General features: G+C 33.1%; 20 protein-coding genes. 6 read left to right on the top strand and 14 right to left on the bottom strand.

Annotated features, from left to right (window positions below; all coding sequences use genetic code 11):
- Nucleotides 1–752 precede the first annotated feature (752 nt).
- Nucleotides 753–1,757 (bottom strand): hypothetical protein, encoded by a 1,005-nt coding sequence (locus Q0F04_RS02335; protein ID WP_295749704.1) that lies wholly within the window; start codon nt 1,755–1,757, stop codon nt 753–755.
- A 231-nt stretch (nt 1,758–1,988) separates the two neighbouring features.
- Nucleotides 1,989–2,765, bottom strand: coding sequence for a hypothetical protein (locus tag Q0F04_RS02330; protein WP_295749701.1), 777 nt, complete (start codon nt 2,763–2,765; stop codon nt 1,989–1,991).
- A 358-nt stretch (nt 2,766–3,123) separates the two neighbouring features.
- On the opposite strand from Q0F04_RS02330, the gene Q0F04_RS02325 reads away from it, so the two are divergent.
- The 3 genes from Q0F04_RS02325 to Q0F04_RS02315 all read left to right on the top strand — a co-directional run bounded on the left by Q0F04_RS02325 (nt 3,124) and on the right by Q0F04_RS02315 (nt 7,231).
- Nucleotides 3,124–5,175: a DUF6273 domain-containing protein gene (locus Q0F04_RS02325; protein ID WP_295749698.1), complete on the top strand. Its 2,052-nt coding sequence runs from the start codon at nt 3,124–3,126 to the stop codon at nt 5,173–5,175.
- A gap of 611 nt (nt 5,176–5,786) precedes the next feature.
- Nucleotides 5,787–6,449 carry a hypothetical protein gene (locus Q0F04_RS02320; RefSeq protein ID WP_295749695.1) on the top strand — a complete coding sequence of 221 codons (663 nt, stop codon included), beginning with the start codon at nt 5,787–5,789 and terminating at the stop codon, nt 6,447–6,449.
- Nucleotides 6,450–6,481: 32 nt separating this feature from the next.
- A complete protein-coding gene (locus Q0F04_RS02315) occupies nt 6,482–7,231 on the top strand; it encodes a hypothetical protein (RefSeq protein WP_295749692.1) in 750 nt (249 codons plus the stop codon).
- 67 nt (nt 7,232–7,298) lie between these two features.
- Here Q0F04_RS02315 and Q0F04_RS02310 read toward each other — a convergent pair whose 3' ends face one another.
- Together Q0F04_RS02310 and Q0F04_RS02305 are read right to left on the bottom strand one after the other, a co-directional pair.
- Nucleotides 7,299–7,751, bottom strand: a complete 453-nt coding sequence (locus tag Q0F04_RS02310) for a hypothetical protein (RefSeq protein WP_295749689.1) — start codon at nt 7,749–7,751, stop codon at nt 7,299–7,301.
- A 7-nt stretch (nt 7,752–7,758) separates the two neighbouring features.
- Complete coding sequence (locus Q0F04_RS02305) at nt 7,759–8,244, bottom strand: phosphohydrolase (RefSeq protein WP_295749686.1); 486 nt, start codon at nt 8,242–8,244, stop codon at nt 7,759–7,761.
- A gap of 322 nt (nt 8,245–8,566) precedes the next feature.
- Between Q0F04_RS02305 and Q0F04_RS02300 the strand changes: the two genes are divergently transcribed.
- Complete coding sequence (locus Q0F04_RS02300) at nt 8,567–9,049, top strand: hypothetical protein (protein WP_295749683.1); 483 nt, start codon at nt 8,567–8,569, stop codon at nt 9,047–9,049.
- Between the two features lie 465 nt (nt 9,050–9,514).
- The gene (cls, locus tag Q0F04_RS02295) at nt 9,515–11,035 is read left to right on the top strand and encodes a cardiolipin synthase (RefSeq protein WP_295749680.1); all 1,521 of its coding nucleotides are present in this window, start codon (nt 9,515–9,517) and stop codon (nt 11,033–11,035) included.
- Between the two features lie 54 nt (nt 11,036–11,089).
- On the opposite strand, the gene Q0F04_RS02290 is transcribed toward cls, so the two are convergent.
- From Q0F04_RS02290 to Q0F04_RS02270, 5 genes are all read right to left on the bottom strand, one after another.
- A complete protein-coding gene (locus Q0F04_RS02290; protein ID WP_295749677.1) occupies nt 11,090–12,022 on the bottom strand; it encodes an ROK family glucokinase in 933 nt (310 codons plus the stop codon).
- 143 nt (nt 12,023–12,165) lie between these two features.
- Nucleotides 12,166–12,804 (bottom strand): J domain-containing protein, encoded by a 639-nt coding sequence (locus tag Q0F04_RS02285; RefSeq protein ID WP_295749674.1) that lies wholly within the window; start codon nt 12,802–12,804, stop codon nt 12,166–12,168.
- Nucleotides 12,801–14,540, bottom strand: coding sequence for a molecular chaperone HscC (locus tag Q0F04_RS02280; RefSeq protein WP_295749671.1), 1,740 nt, complete (start codon nt 14,538–14,540; stop codon nt 12,801–12,803). Before Q0F04_RS02280 ends, Q0F04_RS02285 begins: the two co-directional genes overlap by 4 nt.
- 8 nt (nt 14,541–14,548) lie before the next feature.
- On the bottom strand, nt 14,549–14,830 hold the full coding sequence (locus tag Q0F04_RS02275) for a hypothetical protein (RefSeq protein ID WP_295749668.1): 282 nt from the start codon (nt 14,828–14,830) through the stop codon (nt 14,549–14,551).
- Between the two features lie 54 nt (nt 14,831–14,884).
- Nucleotides 14,885–15,085 carry a hypothetical protein gene (locus Q0F04_RS02270; RefSeq protein WP_295749665.1) on the bottom strand — a complete coding sequence of 67 codons (201 nt, stop codon included), beginning with the start codon at nt 15,083–15,085 and terminating at the stop codon, nt 14,885–14,887.
- Between the two features lie 42 nt (nt 15,086–15,127).
- On the opposite strand from Q0F04_RS02270, the gene Q0F04_RS02265 reads away from it, so the two are divergent.
- Nucleotides 15,128–16,012, top strand: coding sequence for a DMT family transporter (locus tag Q0F04_RS02265; RefSeq protein ID WP_295749662.1), 885 nt, complete (start codon nt 15,128–15,130; stop codon nt 16,010–16,012).
- Here Q0F04_RS02265 and Q0F04_RS02260 read toward each other — a convergent pair.
- From Q0F04_RS02260 to Q0F04_RS02240, 5 genes are all read right to left on the bottom strand, one after another.
- The gene (locus Q0F04_RS02260; RefSeq protein WP_295749659.1) at nt 16,009–16,671 is read right to left on the bottom strand and encodes a hypothetical protein; all 663 of its coding nucleotides are present in this window, start codon (nt 16,669–16,671) and stop codon (nt 16,009–16,011) included. The genes Q0F04_RS02265 and Q0F04_RS02260 overlap by 4 nt on opposite strands.
- 201 nt (nt 16,672–16,872) lie before the next feature.
- Nucleotides 16,873–17,727: a YitT family protein gene (locus tag Q0F04_RS02255; protein WP_295749656.1), complete on the bottom strand. Its 855-nt coding sequence runs from the start codon at nt 17,725–17,727 to the stop codon at nt 16,873–16,875.
- Between the two features lie 184 nt (nt 17,728–17,911).
- Nucleotides 17,912–18,946 (bottom strand): alcohol dehydrogenase, encoded by a 1,035-nt coding sequence (locus Q0F04_RS02250; RefSeq protein ID WP_295749653.1) that lies wholly within the window; start codon nt 18,944–18,946, stop codon nt 17,912–17,914.
- 43 nt (nt 18,947–18,989) lie between these two features.
- Entirely contained in the window at nt 18,990–19,565 is a 576-nt protein-coding gene (locus tag Q0F04_RS02245; protein ID WP_295749650.1) for a histidine phosphatase family protein, read from the bottom strand.
- Nucleotides 19,566–19,575: 10 nt separating this feature from the next.
- Entirely contained in the window at nt 19,576–20,166 is a 591-nt protein-coding gene (locus tag Q0F04_RS02240; protein ID WP_295749647.1) for a helix-turn-helix domain-containing protein, read from the bottom strand.
- Nucleotides 20,167–20,175: the final 9 nt, after the last annotated feature.

Raw genomic sequence — 20,175 nt, 5'->3', positions numbered from 1 at the left:
AAAACGCCAATGTTGTATTTCGATTGGTTTTTTTTATCAACATTGGTGTTTTAATTTTCTAATGTATTATACTGAATTTTTAAGCCTTTTTTTTGTGTCTTTTTATCCATCATTGTCTTCTCCATAAATTCCGATCTATAGATTTATTTTAACACAAAATATAAGTGGTTTGTAGAGAGGAAATATATCATGTTTAATTTTCATACAAAAAATTTGTAGTACCATCATATTACCAATAAAAACTTGTAAAAACCTATATTGCTTTATAACACCACCGTAATACTGTGAAAAACTGAATGAAACCGAGCTAAGGCAAAACCTAATCATAAACAAATCATCAGATATTGTTGATAACTTGGAAAAGATTCGAGATAATCAATACTCATTATATGAAGTCTTGAAAGATGTAAACCGAACTATTAAGACACTTTCTGAAGAAGCTCGAAAATTGAACGATACTTCCAAACTGACTCAGTATTATACCGAAACAGCTGCAAAGGCTGCTGAAGCTCCGAAAATTGTGTATGCTTATACTAGAGAAATCGGATAAAACACGATATATCACATTAGGATTCCTTAAATGGAGTCCTTTTTTTATCCCCTTCTCCTTTCTCGATTTCTCTCACAACGTCCTCGAAAACCAACAACGACAAATTGCACACTTTGGAAATAATGTTTTCATAGGATTAGTTATAAAAGCAACTTTCGTTCTACGAGAGCGTTCTTAAAACAATCGAGAAATAGTTTAGCTTTTATTGTTCTGCAATCTTTTTTCGTAAGCTGTCATTTGTGGTTTTTAAAACTTGCTCGGCCATATTTCCGCCGTTGTTGGTAATATCCTCAATGATTTCATTACTTGAATAGTCTATGGAATACATGTAAACGGTGTCGTCTGTTTTATAAATATAGTAAGTAAAATCAATATCCATATCTGGCGTCAATAGATAAATGTTATTACCTTGTAATGAAAGTGTACATGGAATTGATTCCTCATCACTCTGTCTTTCGTAATTGAAAGTTGAATAGGTTGCTTCATTTGTATCTTTATAAATACTTAAACAATCAACAAGTGTATATCCTTTTGCGTTGATTCTTTGTTCTCCATAGTAGTCTGTAGAAGTTGCGGTTTCCTCCTGAATCTCATCTATACTTGGAATATTCAAATCCTTCATTTGATATGGTAGAGGATCAAAATCATATTCTTCATAATCGATATCAAATTCTTCCTGGAAATCATCAATTATTGTACAGCAGCTTTGGATTGCTTCATTTAAAAGTGGAACATTATCATATGTAATGCCATCTTTATTGATTGATATTGAGCCAGTTGCGTCTTCTCCATATGTGTAGTTTCCATTCTCAAATTCGTAGTAATTATATTGGATATCATACTTTGTATATTTCTTATTCGTTGAATTAATAGTTATTGTCTTTTGATATTCTTTTGTATCTTCAATTACATCTGTTGTATATGTATAGGATATATATTCTTTATCATTTTGGTTTTGCAAAGCAAATATGGTAGTAGTTGTTTCATTGTCGTTTTCTACGATATAGCGGGCAGCCATATTTTGATGCTTTTTGCCTTCGTCTGAACTTATACCAATATTCCAGTTGTTTTTTAAGTACGCATTATCTTTGGATTTGGATTGAACAGCATCAATGGTAGCTTCCCAAAAATCTTGCTTTTCATCTTGGTGACAAGCTGTTAAAGATATAGTGCAAAATAAGCAGAGAATATATTTGAATAATTTCATGATTAAAGCCTTCTTTCTTTATCAAACAATTTTGGATGATAAATATCTTGAATTAGTGTATTTAAATACAAGCAAAAGAACATCTATATATTTATGTTTCTAATTCATGGATACTATAGTTCTTAAATAGATGAAAATCAAGAATATAAAAAGCCAAACCTGATAAAGATTTGGATTAAAAGACTTGCCTGATATCGTTCCTATCAAACAAGTCATAGCCAAATAAAAACATCATCCCACTTTATAGAATTCAGGATTGTTAAAATCACCGTATTTCCATCCACCATCTTCCCATACAAACGAGCAGGTAATGTCTGTTTGATTAGTGGAATTGTCAAGCTCGCAATAGTTGTTAAGTCTTACCCAGAACTCATCATCCGTTTTCTTAATGATTTCTCCTACTGTATATTTACATCCGATTCCGTTAATACATATAGCAGAATATGCTTCATATAACTTCCCATTTACTTCAATAAAAGGAAGTCTTGTCAATGGACTTAAGTTGTAAGGTCTATCATAACAGATGGGATATCTTCTAGAAAACTTCTGGTAATAAACATTTTCGATATCATTATACGATTGGACTTGTGAATCATCGACTTCATAATAAATTCCATCATCATTCTTAATATAATTTTCAAAGTTTGATGACGAAGTAAAATGTGTTCCACAAATATACGACATACGTTCTGCATAAAATGTATTTACGGTTTCATCAGCAAAAGCAAACAATTCATCATCTGTAAACATACTCGAAATCCCCGTAGCAACAGGCGTTTCTTCATCCTGACTTGCCTGAGTTTCCTGTTCTTGTGATGTTTCTTCTTTAGTTTTCTTTACTTCTTTAGCTTTCTTTTCTGCCTCTTTTTTCTTTGTTTCGGATTTACCTCGCTCCTTATGAGAGGCTTTCTCATCAACCTTCTTATCTTTATTCTTTTCAGAAGCAGCACATCCAGACAACATCAAAGAAGTTATCAAGACAGCTATCATCAACCTATTTCTTTTCATATTCTCAACATTTCCCTACTTCTAGTATATCATTCAGACAGAAAACAAACAAAATCCCGTTAAACCCAAACAATTTCCCGTCTATTAATGAGTTTACGCTGGCGTAAAACCTAAAAACAAACATTTTCCCTGCTCTTTCCCTTAACTTCCTATTCATTTACACACTTTGCATAGTAATGTTTTGCTCTGGATATAGATTCGAAGGCTACGAGAAGGTCTTTCAGAAGAGTTGACGTGAATTTTGATTGTATTGCAAGGATTTTGTTTGTGTTTATCCATAGAAATGACGAGAAATTGTTTGGATTCGAATTGTGGTTCAATGTAACAGTAAGGAGGTATTTGTGATGAGATGAAAAACATGAAGAAATTTATAACATTATGTGGTTTCTTAATCTTAGGATCAATTGCCTGTGGTGATGTAGATGTTGTAAAAGCTGAAGCTATAAATGAGCAGACAATTGATACGTCTGGTTATACGATTACAATCCCATCTGATGTTGATATAGATAAAGATAGTGGTAAAGGTTCATTTGCGGTTACTGGTAAAATGGATGCACAGACCAAATTAGATGTAACGGTCAATTCTCAAAATGGCTACAAGCTGAAATGTGGTAGTAAATCCATTGATTATACTTTAGATAAACAATCATTTCATGTTGACAATATAAAGTCCTCAAATATGAAAAGTTTTAATGAGAATTTTGATGCAACTTTAAGTTATACTGACATGAATTTTAGTGGAAGTTATAAGGATAAGTTAACGTTCAATATTGAAAGCAATGTATACATATATAAACTTGATTTGAATTCAATTTTAGACGGTGTAAACAATTATTCTGTTCATGATTATGGTACTGCTGATATTTATATCAACGGTAAAAAAGTTGCAGATGATGTCAGTGACTGGGGTGGTAAAGTTCACTATGGAGACACCTATGAGATAAAAGATATCAAAGGAACAACAGGTCATCATTACAGTGGGGCTTCTGATGGAGAGAATAATCTAAACAATTTTTCATTAAAAGGTAAAATCGGAATCGACACGAAACATGTTGAAAACAGTAAAGGTATATTGTATTCAAGCATTTTTCTTAAGTTTGATACAAATACCTATACAGTAAAATACGACTCTAACGGTGGAAATGGATCTATGGCAGACACTGTGCATAAATACTATAAATCAGACAAAATGGACGGTGTAATAAAACTAAGAAAGAATACATTTACAAAAACAGGGTATAAGTTTCAAGGATGGTATTTAACTCGAGTGATTAATAAAGAGATATATTATCTTTATGATAACTGGCAATGGTATAAAGAAGGCGTTCAACCTTCTGGAACTAAGAAATGCTTATACGAAGACGAAAGAAGAACTTCTAACGCAACTACTGTCGACAAAGATGTGATTACAGCTGTCGCTCAATGGTCTCCAATTACATATACAATTAAATATGATGCAAACGGTGCAGATAGTGGGGTTATGGAAAACACAACACACATCTATCATGCGTCAAGTGCTGAGTCTGGTGTTGTTCACTTAAGAAAAAACACTTTTAAAAAATCAGGATATTCCTTTTCTGGCTGGGTTTTTAGTAAGAAAATCAATGGAGAAATATATTATATTTATAACAACTGGCAATGGTATAAAGATAATGAACAACCTTCAGGAGTTGAAAAATATTTTTATAAAGACGAAGAACGCTCATGTAATGCAACAACTATAGACGGTGATACAATCACGGCGATTGCTCAATGGGAAAAGAAAGTTTATTCAGCAGGAGATACTTTGGATATTGAAGGAGCTAAATATGTAGTTCTAGAACAAAAAGAAAACAATCAAGCGTTGGTTATGACTGCTGATAGTATTGGAGATAGAGCATTCCAATCAAAGTTTGATTGGGGTTCCGGTTTAAGACCAAATGGGCAAAACGCTAGTACTTATGAAGACAGTGAAATTGACAATTACTTAGAAAATGATTGGTACAACAGTTTATCTTCTACAATGAAGGTGGCTATTCAAACTACAAGCATTAAACAAGCTTCATATGCAACATCTAATGACCCAGATTCAAAACAGGAAACCGGATATAACGGCCAAGTATATAACACAATCGACCGTCATGCATTCTTACCTAGTGTAAGTGAGATTGGAAAAGCGGTTGACTTGAAAAATCCAGATAAAGTAAAAGCATTCTTAGTACCCATTCATTCGGGAGAAAGAGAAGATGATACTTACATTTGGACAAGAGACAGCTCTAGAGACTATGCTAACGGTGCGATGTATCTAGAATCCTATTGGGGTGGCTTGGATCACAGCCCTGTAGGCATGATGTATGGCGTGCGTCCCGCTTTCGTCATCGACCTTTCAAAAGTCGATTACACCGTAACAAGCTCTGTAAACTACAAATAAAGAAAACAGAATCTCAACAAAGAGGTTCTGTTTTTTCATGTTTCTCTCCTATCAGTTCCCTATTAGTTTTCCCGTTTTGACACGTTTGTACTGTTTTGGTTTTGCTTAGGTGATTATTACTTTGGTTAAAAAAGTCATTTCTGACTGATTGGATTTCTTATAGGGGTCGTTAAGTTCTTGTAAAACGGAAAATAAGCGTAAAAAAAAGACCAACAATGGAAGTTGTTAGTTTGAGGGGGACATCATGTTTTCGTGAAACTAACAACTTCTTTTAAGAAATTATCGTGTTTCTTCATTATGAAACTAACAACTTCCAAAGTTTGCTTTGCTCGTTTGTGAATGTACAAAAAACAAAGAGACTATATGTTTCTTTGTTCTAGGCATTCGAGATGTAATCACACAGGTTCTTAGGCGTTGTAATCTTTACTGACAGTTCCTTTTTTGTAACTTGTTGCCTAATTCGGACTTATTTTCGACCCTTCCCCTATTTCATGCCAATAATAAGCACATATTTTATCAAAATTAGGTGTTTCTTAAGTTTAGGGTGAAAAATTTGTCCGTATTGCAGACTGGTCAATATGATATACTTGAATTAAAGAGGCATGAAAACTATGAGAAACAGATTTATGATAGCCACTCTTTCAACAACTTTGGTGTTGTCAGGATGTGCAAGTACTGATAATAAAGAAAAGAAAGATGAAAAAGTGGTTCACAAGAAGAAAGAAACTATGGAAGTTAAACAGGATGCAGTTAGTCTACCTGAAGAAGCTGAGACTAAACATGTTGTTGATGCCACTTTGTCTGATTTATATACAGATGAAGAACTTTTAGCCTATGCAAATGATCATATTAATGATTTTTGGCATGTTTACTATTGTTATATGGCCGGAACATTCTTTGAAGGTACTGGAGATTTCGGCAATACGTTAATTACGGATCCAAATATCCATTCGTTACAAGACATTGAAAATGTATGGTATCAGTATTTTTCTAGAAGATACCCTATCCCATATATGGACATAAACACAAATGTCTATAAAGAGGTTCCGTTCTGGGAAGAAAATGGACAAGTTTATGAGCGTTATCGTATTGATGGCGTAGTAGGAAGCCATTTGTATTTTGACCATATTGAGCAAAAAACTGACGATGAAGTGTGGTTTTCTGTGTATGTTGAGTATGTAGATGGTAAGATTGACGACGCAAACCAACAGTGGTCATTCGTATATGATGGTGGACAACTAAAATACGGGACTATAGTTAGAAACAATCAATAAAGACTCGAAAGTTTTTGTATGGAGGTGTTGGCATGAAAAGCATATTTTCCGATATTTCCCGACAACTAAAGACAGTCACAATTATAGTAGTTGTACTAGGAATAATGCTTGTAGGATGTAAAAATAATGATTTCTTAACAGAACATGATTGGATTCACTATGATTCTGCATGTGATGAGATAATCAGTTTTGGTACAGATGGTCATTTTGCGTATTATACTACGGATGGAAGTCCAGTCGGAGATTCTGACTTATATGATCAATATTCTTATAATTCGAATAGTACAAAGATTATTTTAAAACCTAAGGGTGATATATCGATTCAGGTGTTGCACTATGAAAAGTCTAGACTTCTTCTGGATATCAATGGAGATATAAAGGAATTTTTTGATGAAAAGGATAAGCTCATCACTGGAAGCGCACCTAAAAATCTTGCGTATGATACAGATAACACTGTTACTGGTTTTAGTTCATATCTTGCGATTCTTAATAAAAATGGATCTAAAATCACTACTGCCCCTGCAGATTATGATGGTGATGATCCTGAGTTTAAAGAGTACGAGCTTTCAGAAACATTGTCAGATCATGCAGAATTTTATTTATGGACTTATAATGTAGACCAATCTCAAGAACCTATGATTACAGAGTCAACCTATAACAAACTGTCTGAAAATGAATCTACTAACATAATCAGAAATGGAAGTGCCATCGGATTCGTGTGGTATAATGCTCAAGCTAAGATTACAAAAATTGTCTTTTTTGGAAGTACAATTTGTCAATAATATGAAAGGCAGCTTATAAAGGCTGCTTTTCATGTTGATTATAATTATAGACACAGACTAGAATTTATTATTGTTCACGAATAATGATTTCTCCGTTTCGCTTAAAACGGTAAAGTACTGTGTGTTTATAAAAAAATGTCGCAAAGCTTTCGTGATATACAATTTCGCCATTATCGTCGATATAATCAACATCAAAATAATTTCTTACGTTGAGTAACGTTCTATATCCATGTAAAGTTCGCCTTTTCTTTCCAATCATCTTTTTTACGACATTGAAACCTCTACACCATATCACAGGTTTCTTATCAGGTCTAGGACAATTATTTTGAAAAAAACTTTGATACGTTGTATGCTCGATAATATATCCATCTTCATATCTCACATCAATATCTTTGTGGTTTCTATATTCAATGATTTCTGCAATCATGTTATTTGAACAAACAGCTTTTTCTCCCACTTTGTAATGATTAATATGCCCATTTTTAAACTCATTCTTTATTATTTTCTTATTGTTTTCCATGTTTCACCTATATCCCAAACATTTCCCTGCAAATTGTTTTACCACACTCTGTTTTAAATATAGTTTCATAAGCTTTTTTTGCTGCTTCTTTTGATAAATGATCTTCCATAATATTCACTAGAAAATCAGCTTCAATCAATATCTGATAATCTATACCATCTACATGATCATACGTATGATGGTGAGCAATTAAATACTGTACTCGTTTGGATACGTCTTGATCAAAGCCAAGTTCTTTTAATAGCTTTTTAGCCAAGGCTGGACCTTCCTTTTCTTGTAGTTTACCACTACAATCTCCATATTTCTCTTCACAAATATGTATTCCAATGTCATGTGTTAATGCTGATGCTTCAATAATAAATAGCGTTCTTTCATCAACATGTTCTGATTCCGCAATTAATTTTGCGTAGCTATGAACCTTACAAAAATGTTGAATTCTTTTGGCATCACCTTTATACAGTTCAATCATTGCTAGATGTAATTTATTAATCATATTGAATACATAATCCTTTCGTTTTTTTTATATTATCATCATAGTTATATCTTTTGCAAACACAAATTCATGGTGATATACTAGGCAATACTAGATAAAGAAACCTTTTTATTTGACTTATCTCAATTTTATCTAGCGTATATAGGCCAATGCAATTTTTTAAACCCTTTCTTTCGCATTGGTCTTTTAATAATAAGTACAAGTTTAACGTAAGACTTACTTACACTCTCATAAAGTTCTTTGAACTTTTATATCAGTATCTCTTCTCTTGAATAGTTACTTAATTCTTTCTATAATGAAGTTGTACTTAGGAGGTGTTACGATGTATACCTATACTTTTAAGCTGATGTTTGCCAAAAAGAAAACAACACTTGATTTCATGCAATGCAATGAATTTGTATTTGAAGCTATCAAAGACATTAATGCAGGACTTACCTTTAAGCGAGATGGTAAATCCTTTTCTGTTGAACAGTTAAGTAAGCAGGAATTGATTCTAAAATTAACATCTAAAACTTCCCTAACCAATCCATCACGAAGTATCAGTGCATTAACACGCTATCTAACAACGTATCATAAGGATGTATTTGAAAGTTCCATCTTCAACAAAACACTTTTCAATATTGAACTCTTATCTTGTGAAAGTGTATCTTCATCTATTTTTGAAGAAATGTCGGATGAAGATCTTCTTAAAGCTATGATTGATTTATTATATGGATATACAGCCACAAGTAATGCGGACACTTTAGCTCGTAAGAAAACTATTTCAGAAATCAAGAAGTTGATGTTGCCATATATAAAGGGATAATTAGAACATTTCAGAAAATATTTTCATAAATATGACAAATGTCAATTTATTTTTCAAACAAACATGGTATAATTTTGGCAGTTAGATGAATGTTTATAAGCCAACAAACAATAATAATACGTCACACATAAACAACGCCAACTATCTCATGTGTGATTCCATCTAACAGTCGATTAGAGAACTAGTCTCCTCAAAAAAAACACTAATACACTAGTTCTCTCCTCTTTTTATAGATTGTTTCATGAAACCTAGTGTATAGGTTTCATTTTTTTGTGTTTTTTCTTTGAAATCAAAAATACGAGTGGTATACTATGTCTTGCCGATAGGTTTTTTCTTTTCCTTTCTGATTAGACCTGTTCGGTATATATTTTTTCGAGCCAGCATGACCCACCCAATCATTGTTGGCTCTTTTTTATTTTGCTTGAAAATGGTATATTACTCTATGCAAGAAATGAGTGGATATTTATGAAATTGAAAATATGGATTGGAAGAATTATTCCTTTAGTCATTATCGCATTGGGTGAAATTGTATTATACTGTAACCTATTTAATTGGCTCACAACATCTTTTGTGTTTGTTGAAATTGTTCTACACATTCTATCCATTTTGATTGTATTAAATATCGTACGTACAAGCAGACACCTATCTTCAGATTTGATGTGGATCATGTTGATTGTCATATTCCCTGTCTTTGGTACATTTGTCTATGTATTGATGTTACTAAGCTTATTATTTGGAAAGACATTCCGCAATATTATTAAAGAACAGAAAAAGGCATCCACATATTATGTACAAGATGAATCTATCATGGATGAAATTCGCAAAGACAATCCAGACTATGTATCGCAGCTGGCGTTTTTACATGAAGAGGGCTTCCCTTTTTATCACAATACAGATTTTGAATATTATGCGCCCTGCGAAAATGGATTTAATGTTATGCTGGAAGAATTAAAGAAGGCTGAAAAATACATTTTTATGGAATATTTCATTATTGAAGAAGGTATTATGTTTAATTCAATTCTTTCTATATTAGAAGAAAAAGTAAAGCAAGGCGTAGAAGTACGTATCATGTATGATGATATGGGATCCTTAGGTACACTTCCTGCTTCTTATGCCAAACAATTAGAGAAAAAAGGCATTAAGGCTGTTTCCTTCAATCGTATCTCACCCATCATTAATACAATTATGAATCATCGGGATCATCGTAAAATATTAGTGATTGACGGTAAAGTAGCCTTTAGTGGTGGTGCAAATTTGGCTGATGAATACATCAATAAGAAAGTAAAACATGGTCATTGGATGGATAACATCATTTGTATTAAAGGTAAAGCTGTCTGGTCTTATTTAGTCATGTTTTTAACAAACTGGAACGCTTTACGCCATGAAGACTTTGATTATTCTGTTTTCAAAAATGAAGACATTGTAGAAGAGAGTTCGTTTGATGGATATATAGCTCCATATGCCGAGACTCCATTGGATGAAGAATTGACAGGACAATCCGTTTATGAAGATTTGTTAAATAGCGCTAATAAATATGTCTATATCATGACTCCCTATCTAATCATAGATTCAGAAATGATCAACACATTGATTCATACCGCTAAAAAAGGTGTTGATGTTAGAATTATCATGCCAGGTATTGCCGATAAACAAATTGTTCATGATTTAGGTACTACATATTATGCACAACTTATTCAAGGTGGTGTTAAAATCTATGAATATGAACCTGGTTTTGTCCATTCTAAAGTCTTTGTATGTGATGATACATATGCCACAGTTGGAACAATCAACTTAGATTATCGTTCACTATATCTTCATTTTGAGAATGGAACTTTATTATATAAATCGAAGAAGATCCTAGATGTGAAACAAAACTTTATGGATACATTAGAAAAGTGTAAAGAAATTCAAATCGAAGATACGCATGTCAATATTGTGAAAGGTCTATTCTTAAGCATTATTCGAATCTTTTCACCATTATTATAGAAAATAAAAATGCAAGGTTTTAACCTAATGTTTAGCCTTGCATTTTTATTAGAATTAAAATAATAATTTTACACAACCATACATTCCAGCATCATTTTCAAGTTTAGCCAAAACGATAGGTGTTTGAGCGCACGCATTAAATACATATTTTTTAAAGAATTGCGCGATTCTTGAAGTCAAAATATCTCCAGCCTTTGAAACGCCGCCACCAATCACAATGATTTCTGGATCAATCACACTACAAACTTGTGCCAATGCCTTTGCGAGAATTTTACAAGTGGAATCCACTAATTCATTAGCGACAACATCCCCTTTTTTAGCTTCGTCATAAATGTGTTTAGCTTCTAAACAATCATAATCACGTAAACTAGAAGGACGCTCATCATTCTCTAACATCTTCTTAGCCTGAGTAACAATTCCAGTAGCTGAAACATATTGTTCTAAACACCCATGATTTCCACAGTTACATGGAGTTTTCTCATCATCCTTAACAGGCATATGTCCGATTTCTCCACCAGCACCATGAATTCCGGAAACAATCTGTCCATTTAAAACACAACCGCCACCAACACCAGTGCCAAGTGTAACCATCAATACATCTTGATATCCTTTCCCAGCACCTTGCCACATTTCACCAAGTGCTGCAACATTGGCATCGTTACCTACTTTTACAGGAAGGTCTGAAATTTTGTGAAATTCTTCTTCAACATTGATTGAATTCCATCCTAAATTCACACATACACTCACATAGCCATTCTTATTCACTGGTCCTGGTACTCCTAAACCTACACCAATCACATCACTTTTTTCGATGTCTTTCGATTCAATAATACGATTAATAAAATCAGCAATTTCAGTAAGAATATGTTTTCCATTATCTGTTTTATTTGTAGGAATCTCCCATTTTTCAATCAAATTCCCTTCCACTGTAAATAAACCAATCTTTATTGTAGTACCACCAATATCGACTCCAAATCCATATTTCATATTTAAATTTCTCCTTTAATAATAGCTTATTCGAATTCACAAAAAGAATCAATCACTTTAGCACACTTGTTTAAAAAGAATCTTCTTTATACAAATCATACATGATATATAAATGAAGATTCTTGTTTTTTTTCTTGCGATTGTTAAACAATACCCAATATCACCTCTAAAAGAATGACACTTACTACAATAAAAGCTGCAAAGGCTGGTCTTTTATAAAATGGGACATTTGAATAATCCATAGCATTTGATAATTTTGACATGCCATACTTTCCTAAATACATATATATAGGATCTCTTGAATTCTTAATGCATTTTAATTTGCGAGACAATACTATGTCTTCTAATCTTCTACTAAACAATTCATCTTCTAAATATGGCATAACTTTTGGATCTGTAAAGACATCTATGATCTCTTTGGAACCAATCTTTTTAGGTAAACTTCTTTCAATCGAATTCAATATATCTTGATATACAACTACATCCTTTTCATTATTCACAAACAATGTTTCTACTTTAGGAACAGGCGGAGGTGTAATCTCATCTTCTTTCATTGAAATGGGTTCTGTTTTAATATCTTGTTTAATGTCTACATTTTGTTCGTATGAAACAGATTCTACTTCTTGATCTGGATGCAGACACTGTTGATACGCTGCTTGAATTTGTTTAAATTCTTCTGGATTCTCTTCCGGATGATACTGCTTTAAAAGTCTCGCATAAGCTTTCTTGATTTCTTTTTTATCACTTGTAGGCTCAATTCCTAATAATTCCCAACAATTCATGCTAGATACTCTCCTTCTTCATCCTCTTCTTGACTAAAGATATCTAGTTGATCTACATTTTGACTTTCTTCAATCTGATCTAAAATTTGCGAAACTTGATGAATAAGACGATTTCTTTTTTGGATATTGTTGATCAAAGTATCCATGTCTTTTGTAAAGTCCGCATGAAGACGCATTAAATACTCTTGTGTTTCTTCATCCACTTCTTGATAGATTCTTTCAATACGAGCAAGCAGAGCATCCACTTCATTATTTTGGTATAAAGCTAAAGATACTTCTTTGATGGAATCTAAACGAACAGAAGCATCCACCTTTTCTAACAAATCGCCTTTCGATACTCTAAAAATATAATGTTCCTTAGTCGAATGTACAATAGCTTCTACATACAACATAGAATTAATATCATACGAATATATTAAATCAAAAGATTCATAATCATGCATATTTCTAGGAACATGAATAAAAGCTTGGCCTAGAAATAAGTTTTCCTTGGCATACATAGCCTGCCCTTGAAACACACTAATATTGACTTTGGTTTGTCCCTTATGTACTGTACGTAAAGTCATCTTTTTACTTGTCGGCAGAACCGAGTTTTTAGGGATAAGCACAGTCGATAGTTCCAAATCTGGATTTTGTTCATTATACGTAGACGTACTTAATGAGAAAGGACAAATATCCGTTACAACCAGATCTTTAATATTTTCATCCCTTTGTTTAATGCCAATATATTTTCCAAGTCCAAGTACGACTAAAGAATCCATATTCTCCTCTTTTAATACAGGAATATTTAAAGCGTCTGATAAGTAATGTTGAAGTACCGGCATTTGGCTTGAGCCTCCTACAAGAATCAAACTATCAAGTTCACTAGCTGAGAAGCCACTATCTTTAACAGCTTTACCAATCACATTCTTACAAGATTCTAGTAGAGAATGTGTAATATTGAATAATACATTTTCATCAAATATACAATTATAATTCTTATTTAAATGAACTAAAGATACTTCAACCACACTTTGTGTACTTAACTTGATTTTGGCTTGTTCACAAGCACGCAAGATGCTTTGTTGAAAAGAAGAGTCTAAGACATTATAGTTTAACCCGTTTTTCAAACAAAAATATTCGGCCATAGCACGATCAAAATCTGTACCACCCAAATGATTGTTTCCACTAATCGCATTGATACTAATCACATTTTCAAAACAGTCAACGACCGAAACATCTAATGTTCCTCCACCAAAGTCAAAAACAATGAATGTTTCATATTCATCATCCATATGGCATGCGATGGCGGCTGCACTTGGTTCATTGATCAAACGCTCTACTTTAACACCTAATAATTCTCCAATTCGTTTTGTATCTTGTCTTTGACGCGCATTAAAATAAGCTGGAACACTGATCACAACTTCAGATATTTCTTCATGCAGATAATTTTGTGCATCTTCAATCAATTGTTTTACGATAAAAGAAGAAAGTGTAGCTGCATCATACTCTTTCTTATCTAATGTATACGTAACATCTGTACCCATATTTCGCTTAAACAAAGATGCACTACACTCTGGATGCGTAATTAATCTTTCCCTGGCTAGTTTTCCCACAACGATTTTTCCATCCAAGATACTGACTGCACTTGGCGTTATATATTCACCAAACGCATTGGGAATGAGTGCCGGTTTTCCTTCTTTATAGACAACCGCTAAACTGTTGGTTGTTCCTAAATCCACACCTAATATTGTCATATTCTCTCCTAACAAAAGTTTAAAATAGCTAAAATGATACTAAACACTAATGAAATACTTCCATATACAATTAGGAAATATTTTAAAATAATGGATAATACATGTTTATAGCCTTCTGTATATTTAATGAAAATTCTTTTTTTGCGTAGTACAAAATATAGAATTACACATACAACACCAACAATTCCATTATAGATGATCAATAGTGGAATCAACATCGATAGAAAGAACACACATAAGATCCATCCTACACAAAACATCATTAATAGTAATACACACAATCCGCCCATAATATCGCCCTCTTTAACTCCACTATAGCATACAAAAAGCGGTATTTCTACCGCCTAGAAATCTTTGTGGAATCTTCCACCATAATGATTGTCTTTGTAGTTTGTGACATAAAGATAAATGACTAAAAATGCAATCAATACAATGCCAACAATGAACAAGGAATGAGCTGACATCTTTCCATACAAGAACATGCATCCACATCCAACAAGTAGTAATACATCGACAATAATCACAACGGGATCTAATTTCTTCATATATTTACACTTCCCTTCACTTTCTTGATATAATAGACAAGTATGAAAAATAAAACAATGATCGGACACTTTTTAGCCTTTATGTGCATTATGATTTGGGGTTCTACATTTGTATCCAGTAAGATTCTTTTAGATTCATTTACACCTATTGAACTGTTATTTATACGCTTTTTTATTGGCTTTTTAACCCTATGCATCTTAAGTCCTAAAATATTAAAATTAGAAAATAGAAAAGATGAAATTTGGTACATCCTAAGTGGATTGACTGGTGTCTTCTTATATTACTTTCTAGAAAGTACAGCTCTAGTCTACACTTATGCCACTAATGTTGGTGTCATTATATCCATAGCTCCATTCTTTACTTCAATACTTGCCTATTTATGTTTTAAAGATGAACCCTTTAAGATCAACTTTGCGATTGGATTTATTGTGGCCTTTATTGGAATCTTCTTTATTAGCTTCAATGGCAAACAAATGCACCTATCGCCAAAAGGAGACATTCTTACAATTGTGGCAGCCATGATGTGGGCTATTTATAGTGTTGTATTAAAGAAAGTCAATGAGTTAGGACATACTTCCATTCAAAATACGAAACGAATCTTTGCGTGGGGACTCTTCTTTATGGCTTTAAGCCTTCCCTTTTTAGGATTTGATGTATCCATGAATGAGATTCTAATCCCAGTCAATCTATTAAATCTGCTTTTCTTAGGTGTAATAGCTTGTGCTGGCTGTTTTGTGATATGGAACTATTCTTGTTCCGTATTAGGAAGTGTCAGAACCAATCAATATGTATATTTAAATCCCATTGCCACAATTATATTTTCGGCAATTATCCTACACGAAAGAATCACACCATTTATAGTTCTTGGAACCATATTAACTCTATCTGGATTGATTATTTCAGAATACAAGAAGAAAGAATCTTAACCGACTCTTTCTTTTATTTTAGACAAGATTGATTCAGCTACTTTTAAATCACTTAAATACTTATCACTATTAAATAATACCTTTTCATTCGATACATATATTGGTATTACACTACCGTCTCTTAAAGTCAATTTAATTCCCACATACATCATAGGCTCTACTGCACCAGCCATAAATGTGGTTCCACCAAGTATGGTATGAGTGAATGGCTTTGTTTTCCCTTTAAAATTGGCATCTTCATTTTGAATGGAACACTTTAAAATATCTGAATACAAATATCTTTTACCATCAACTTCTAAATATTCATCCTTAAATTTCACACACATTTTCATCACCTCTTTTATCTTTTCTGCAACCTTACGATCTTGAATATATTGATTCGTATTGACCATCGTCTTTTCTTTTGAAACATAAATAGCCAAAATCGTTCCATCCTTTAATACAACCTTAACTCCTACAAATAAATATGGATCTTGTAGAATCCCAGATGGTAATGGTCCAGAAGGAAGTATAGCCGTAAAAGGAACACCTTTTCCTTTATACTTAGCTTTTTCATTTAAGACTGAAACACGAACTACATCACTATACGAATATCTACCAGATGGAATAGTAAATTTTTTATTTATATCATCAAATTTAATATATTCATCGATATTCATGGTTGAACCTCCACATTATTAAGCAGCCAACAATCAAAATAATGCCACTCACAATTAAACTTATATTTTTAGATAAGTAATAATTACCCTTTTATTCATACCCTATCTCCTTAACTACATATTAGTCATTTAGCTATTTAGAATCAAATGTATTGTCCAAATAGGTCATTTAAAAGGAAAAAAAGTAAGGTCTTGCCTTACTCAAATCTTTGGTTGATATCGCATATCCGATACATTATATACAGTGATAAATGCCTTTGAATCCAGCGTGTTAATGAATTTCATTAACTTTTGATATTCCACTTTATCTACAATTGTGATGATTTCATGACGCTTTTCCATATTGTATGCACCATAAGCTTCATACACGGTTGCTCCACTATGTAGTTCATGAATGATAAATTCACGAAGTTCTTTTTCTTTTGAAGTGATGATACATACTCTTCGTTTAATATTATGATCAAAGATAAAGTGATCTAGAACAATGCCATTAAAATAAGTGCCCAAAATACTTAACACAACCGTCTTTTTATCATAAACAAGAGCGGCTGATAAGGCAACACACATACCCGATAATGACATAGCTTTACCTAATTCCATATGCAGATATTTATTCATGATCTTAGCGACAATATCTAGACCTCCTGATGAAGCATTTCGATTAAAAAGAATACTTAATCCTACACTCACTACAAGAATGTAGCACAATACATCCAATTCTTGACTGTTCGTAAACGATTCAAAATTAGGAAATACAATTTCAAACAGGGCAAGAAATATAGGTAACATAATACTTGTATAGATTGTTTTTATGCCAAATTCTTTACCACAAGTCAAAAAGCCAACAATCAATAAAACAACATTTAAAATCATGGTGATGGCAGATAATGGTAGTGGTACAAAATTAGATAATATGATACCCAATCCTGAAATACTACTAACAGAAGTATGACTGGGCACAAGAAAAAAATAGACGGCTGCACCAATAATTCCAACCGCAACAGTCAATATTAGAGTTTCCTTTATGATATTTGTATAATTGTATTGTGTATTCATCGTAATTGTCTCCTAGTAATTCAATATCTTTATTTTATCAAAAAGTGAAGTTACATTCCATGCCAGAAAATTGATTTGTATGTGTGATTATTTTCAATTAAAATCAATGACCGAAAAACAAAATAGGAATCCAGAAGTCATGTTAAAACCCATGATTATCGGATTCCTTTTTCTATGCTTGAAATTAACACTCTATTGCAACTTTAATTACACCATCTCTTTTATTTTCAAATAAATCATACCCTTGCGCAATTTTACTTAGAGGATACGTATGTGTAATCAAAGGTTCTGTATTGATCTTACCTTCCGCAATTAATTGTAAAGTTTTTTCAAAATCACAACCATCAACACCACCTGTTTTGAATGTTAGGTTTTTTCCATACATGTCTGGAAGTGGTAAAACTTGTGGTTCATCATATAATGCAACTATTGTCACAATCGCATTTGGTCTTGCACATTGCCATGCGAGCTGAAAAGTAGATGGTACGCCTGCAACTTCAAGAACAACATCTGCACCACCATGATCACTATTTTCTAGTACAAAGTTTCTGCATTCTTCTGGAGTGACTGTTAAAACTTCCGGATAATGTTTATGGATAAATTCAATGCGATGTTCATCTTTTTCACACATGATTATTCTTTTTGGCTTTTGAAGCATGACACATAGTAAAGTACAAATACCTGTAGGACCTGCTCCAATAATCAATACCGTATCCTCTTCTTTGATTTCCGAAATACGTGTTGCCCAATATCCTGTAGCTAAGACGTCCCCTACAAACAAAGCTTGTCGATCACTAACTTGTTCAGGAATTTTATTCAATCCTTGATCTGCAAAAGGTACACGCACATATTCTGCTTGTCCACCATCAATACGACATCCAAGAGCCCATCCTCCATTTTCATCTGTACAATTATTTACATAGCCATTCTTGCAGAAAAAACATTCACCACAAAAGGTTTCCACATTCACTGTTACACGATCTCCAGGTTTTACATGCGTTACTTTATTGCCTACTTCTTCTACAATACCAACCATTTCATGACCCACAGTAATACCAGGCACCGCACGAGGAACACTGCCATGTTTAATATGCAGATCACTTGAACAAATGCTCGCAAGTGTCACTTTAACAATCGCATCCCTTTCATGAAGAAGTACTGGTTTTGGTTTCTCTATCAACGCAAATTTCCCTTTTTCTAAATAAGTATATGTCAACATACTTTTTACTCCTTTTTGCCACTAAACGCAATCTATACATCCTCTACTTATATGTCTTAATGAATGTATGCTTATCATGATTGGATTCATAGACACGAATCTCACAATTGTTTGGCTTTGGTCTCCATTTAATACCATTTTTACGATCTTCTAAATAACCACATAAAGAACGAATGATTCCACCATGACATACGATCAATACGTTTTCATAATTCTTTGATTCCAATTCCTTTAAGAAAGAATGGCTTCGTTTGATCATACTCTCTACAGATTCAACCGACTTAGGGTTCGGCAACAATTCAGGAAATGTCCAATAGGAAGTCATTTTTAATCCCAATTTAAAGTAGTTTCTCAATTCATAATCACCAAAATCTACTTCAATAATACGCGAATCGATCTTTACATCTTTCTTATCCACATTGCCAATAATGGCTGCAGTTTGAATCGCTCTTTGAAGTGGGCTTGCATATACGGCATCAAAATGAATGTCACCAATCTTTTTACGCGCTTCTCTAGCTTGTTGAATTCCCGTTTCATTTAACGGCTCATCTGTAAGTCCCTGCATTAATTTTTGTTTATTTAAAGCCGTTTGGCCATGTCTAGTAATCCAAATCTTCATTCATTGATCCTCAATCAAAGTCTCTACGAGCGTATAGAACTTTTCCAATAACCTTTACCGGCAATTCAGCTACTTCTTCAGGCGTAAAAACCTTAGTGTCAATCTTAGGATTGGCAGCCTCTAAAATCATTAAACCCTTTTTATATAAAACACGCTTTAATGTAGCTTCCTCACCCACAAGTACGATTGCGATGCTTCCAGATTCTACTTCATTGGTCTGTTTCACAAAGACAAGATCGCCCTCATAGATATGGGCATTGACCATAGAATCTCCACGCACGCGTAAAAAGTAATCACCTTTTTTACCATCATGACGATTTAACTCAATATACCCCTCAATATCTTCCATTGGAAAACCATCATACCCTGCTTTTACACTACCAACGATAGGTTTGATTCTTTCTTCTTCATCCAAAATACTTTTGACATCACAATCCAACATGTCTGATAATTTCTTTAGTGTGTTCGCTTTTAAATGCGTACTTTCACCCTTTAACCAACGAAAATATGTGGCACGACCAATCCCAATGCGTCTTGCTGCCTCATCATGTTTAATATTATTTTCAATCTCATATTGTAGTAATAATTGTCTTAACTGCATAGTTACACC

The organism is uncultured Holdemanella sp., from assembly GCF_934772795.1.
In the GTDB taxonomy this organism is placed as follows: Bacteria; Bacillota_I; Bacilli_A; order Erysipelotrichales; family Erysipelotrichaceae; genus Holdemanella.
Note: the sequence above shows the minus strand (reverse complement) of the source record. Positions and strands in the feature narration are given on the sequence as shown.

Bases quoted from the DNA above. Each gene is read 5' to 3' on its own strand.
- Q0F04_RS02335 (WP_295749704.1), bottom strand. From the start codon at position 1,757: ATGAAATTATTCAAATATATTCTCTGCTTATTTTGCACTATATCTTTA.
- Q0F04_RS02330 (WP_295749701.1), bottom strand. From the start codon at position 2,765: ATGAAAAGAAATAGGTTGATGATAGCTGTCTTGATAACTTCTTTGATG.
- Q0F04_RS02325 (WP_295749698.1), top strand. From the start codon at position 3,124: ATGAAGAAATTTATAACATTATGTGGTTTCTTAATCTTAGGATCAATT.
- Q0F04_RS02320 (WP_295749695.1), top strand. From the start codon at position 5,787: ATGAGAAACAGATTTATGATAGCCACTCTTTCAACAACTTTGGTGTTG.
- Q0F04_RS02315 (WP_295749692.1), top strand. From the start codon at position 6,482: ATGAAAAGCATATTTTCCGATATTTCCCGACAACTAAAGACAGTCACA.
- Q0F04_RS02310 (WP_295749689.1), bottom strand. From the start codon at position 7,751: ATGGAAAACAATAAGAAAATAATAAAGAATGAGTTTAAAAATGGGCAT.
- Q0F04_RS02305 (WP_295749686.1), bottom strand. From the start codon at position 8,244: ATGATTAATAAATTACATCTAGCAATGATTGAACTGTATAAAGGTGAT.
- Q0F04_RS02300 (WP_295749683.1), top strand. From the start codon at position 8,567: ATGTATACCTATACTTTTAAGCTGATGTTTGCCAAAAAGAAAACAACA.
- cls (WP_295749680.1), top strand. From the start codon at position 9,515: ATGAAATTGAAAATATGGATTGGAAGAATTATTCCTTTAGTCATTATC.
- Q0F04_RS02290 (WP_295749677.1), bottom strand. From the start codon at position 12,022: ATGAAATATGGATTTGGAGTCGATATTGGTGGTACTACAATAAAGATT.
- Q0F04_RS02285 (WP_295749674.1), bottom strand. From the start codon at position 12,804: ATGAATTGTTGGGAATTATTAGGAATTGAGCCTACAAGTGATAAAAAA.
- Q0F04_RS02280 (WP_295749671.1), bottom strand. From the start codon at position 14,540: ATGACAATATTAGGTGTGGATTTAGGAACAACCAACAGTTTAGCGGTT.
- Q0F04_RS02275 (WP_295749668.1), bottom strand. From the start codon at position 14,830: ATGGGCGGATTGTGTGTATTACTATTAATGATGTTTTGTGTAGGATGG.
- Q0F04_RS02270 (WP_295749665.1), bottom strand. From the start codon at position 15,085: ATGAAGAAATTAGATCCCGTTGTGATTATTGTCGATGTATTACTACTT.
- Q0F04_RS02265 (WP_295749662.1), top strand. From the start codon at position 15,128: ATGAAAAATAAAACAATGATCGGACACTTTTTAGCCTTTATGTGCATT.
- Q0F04_RS02260 (WP_295749659.1), bottom strand. From the start codon at position 16,671: ATGAATATCGATGAATATATTAAATTTGATGATATAAATAAAAAATTT.
- Q0F04_RS02255 (WP_295749656.1), bottom strand. From the start codon at position 17,727: ATGAATACACAATACAATTATACAAATATCATAAAGGAAACTCTAATA.
- Q0F04_RS02250 (WP_295749653.1), bottom strand. From the start codon at position 18,946: ATGTTGACATATACTTATTTAGAAAAAGGGAAATTTGCGTTGATAGAG.
- Q0F04_RS02245 (WP_295749650.1), bottom strand. From the start codon at position 19,565: ATGAAGATTTGGATTACTAGACATGGCCAAACGGCTTTAAATAAACAA.
- Q0F04_RS02240 (WP_295749647.1), bottom strand. From the start codon at position 20,166: ATGCAGTTAAGACAATTATTACTACAATATGAGATTGAAAATAATATT.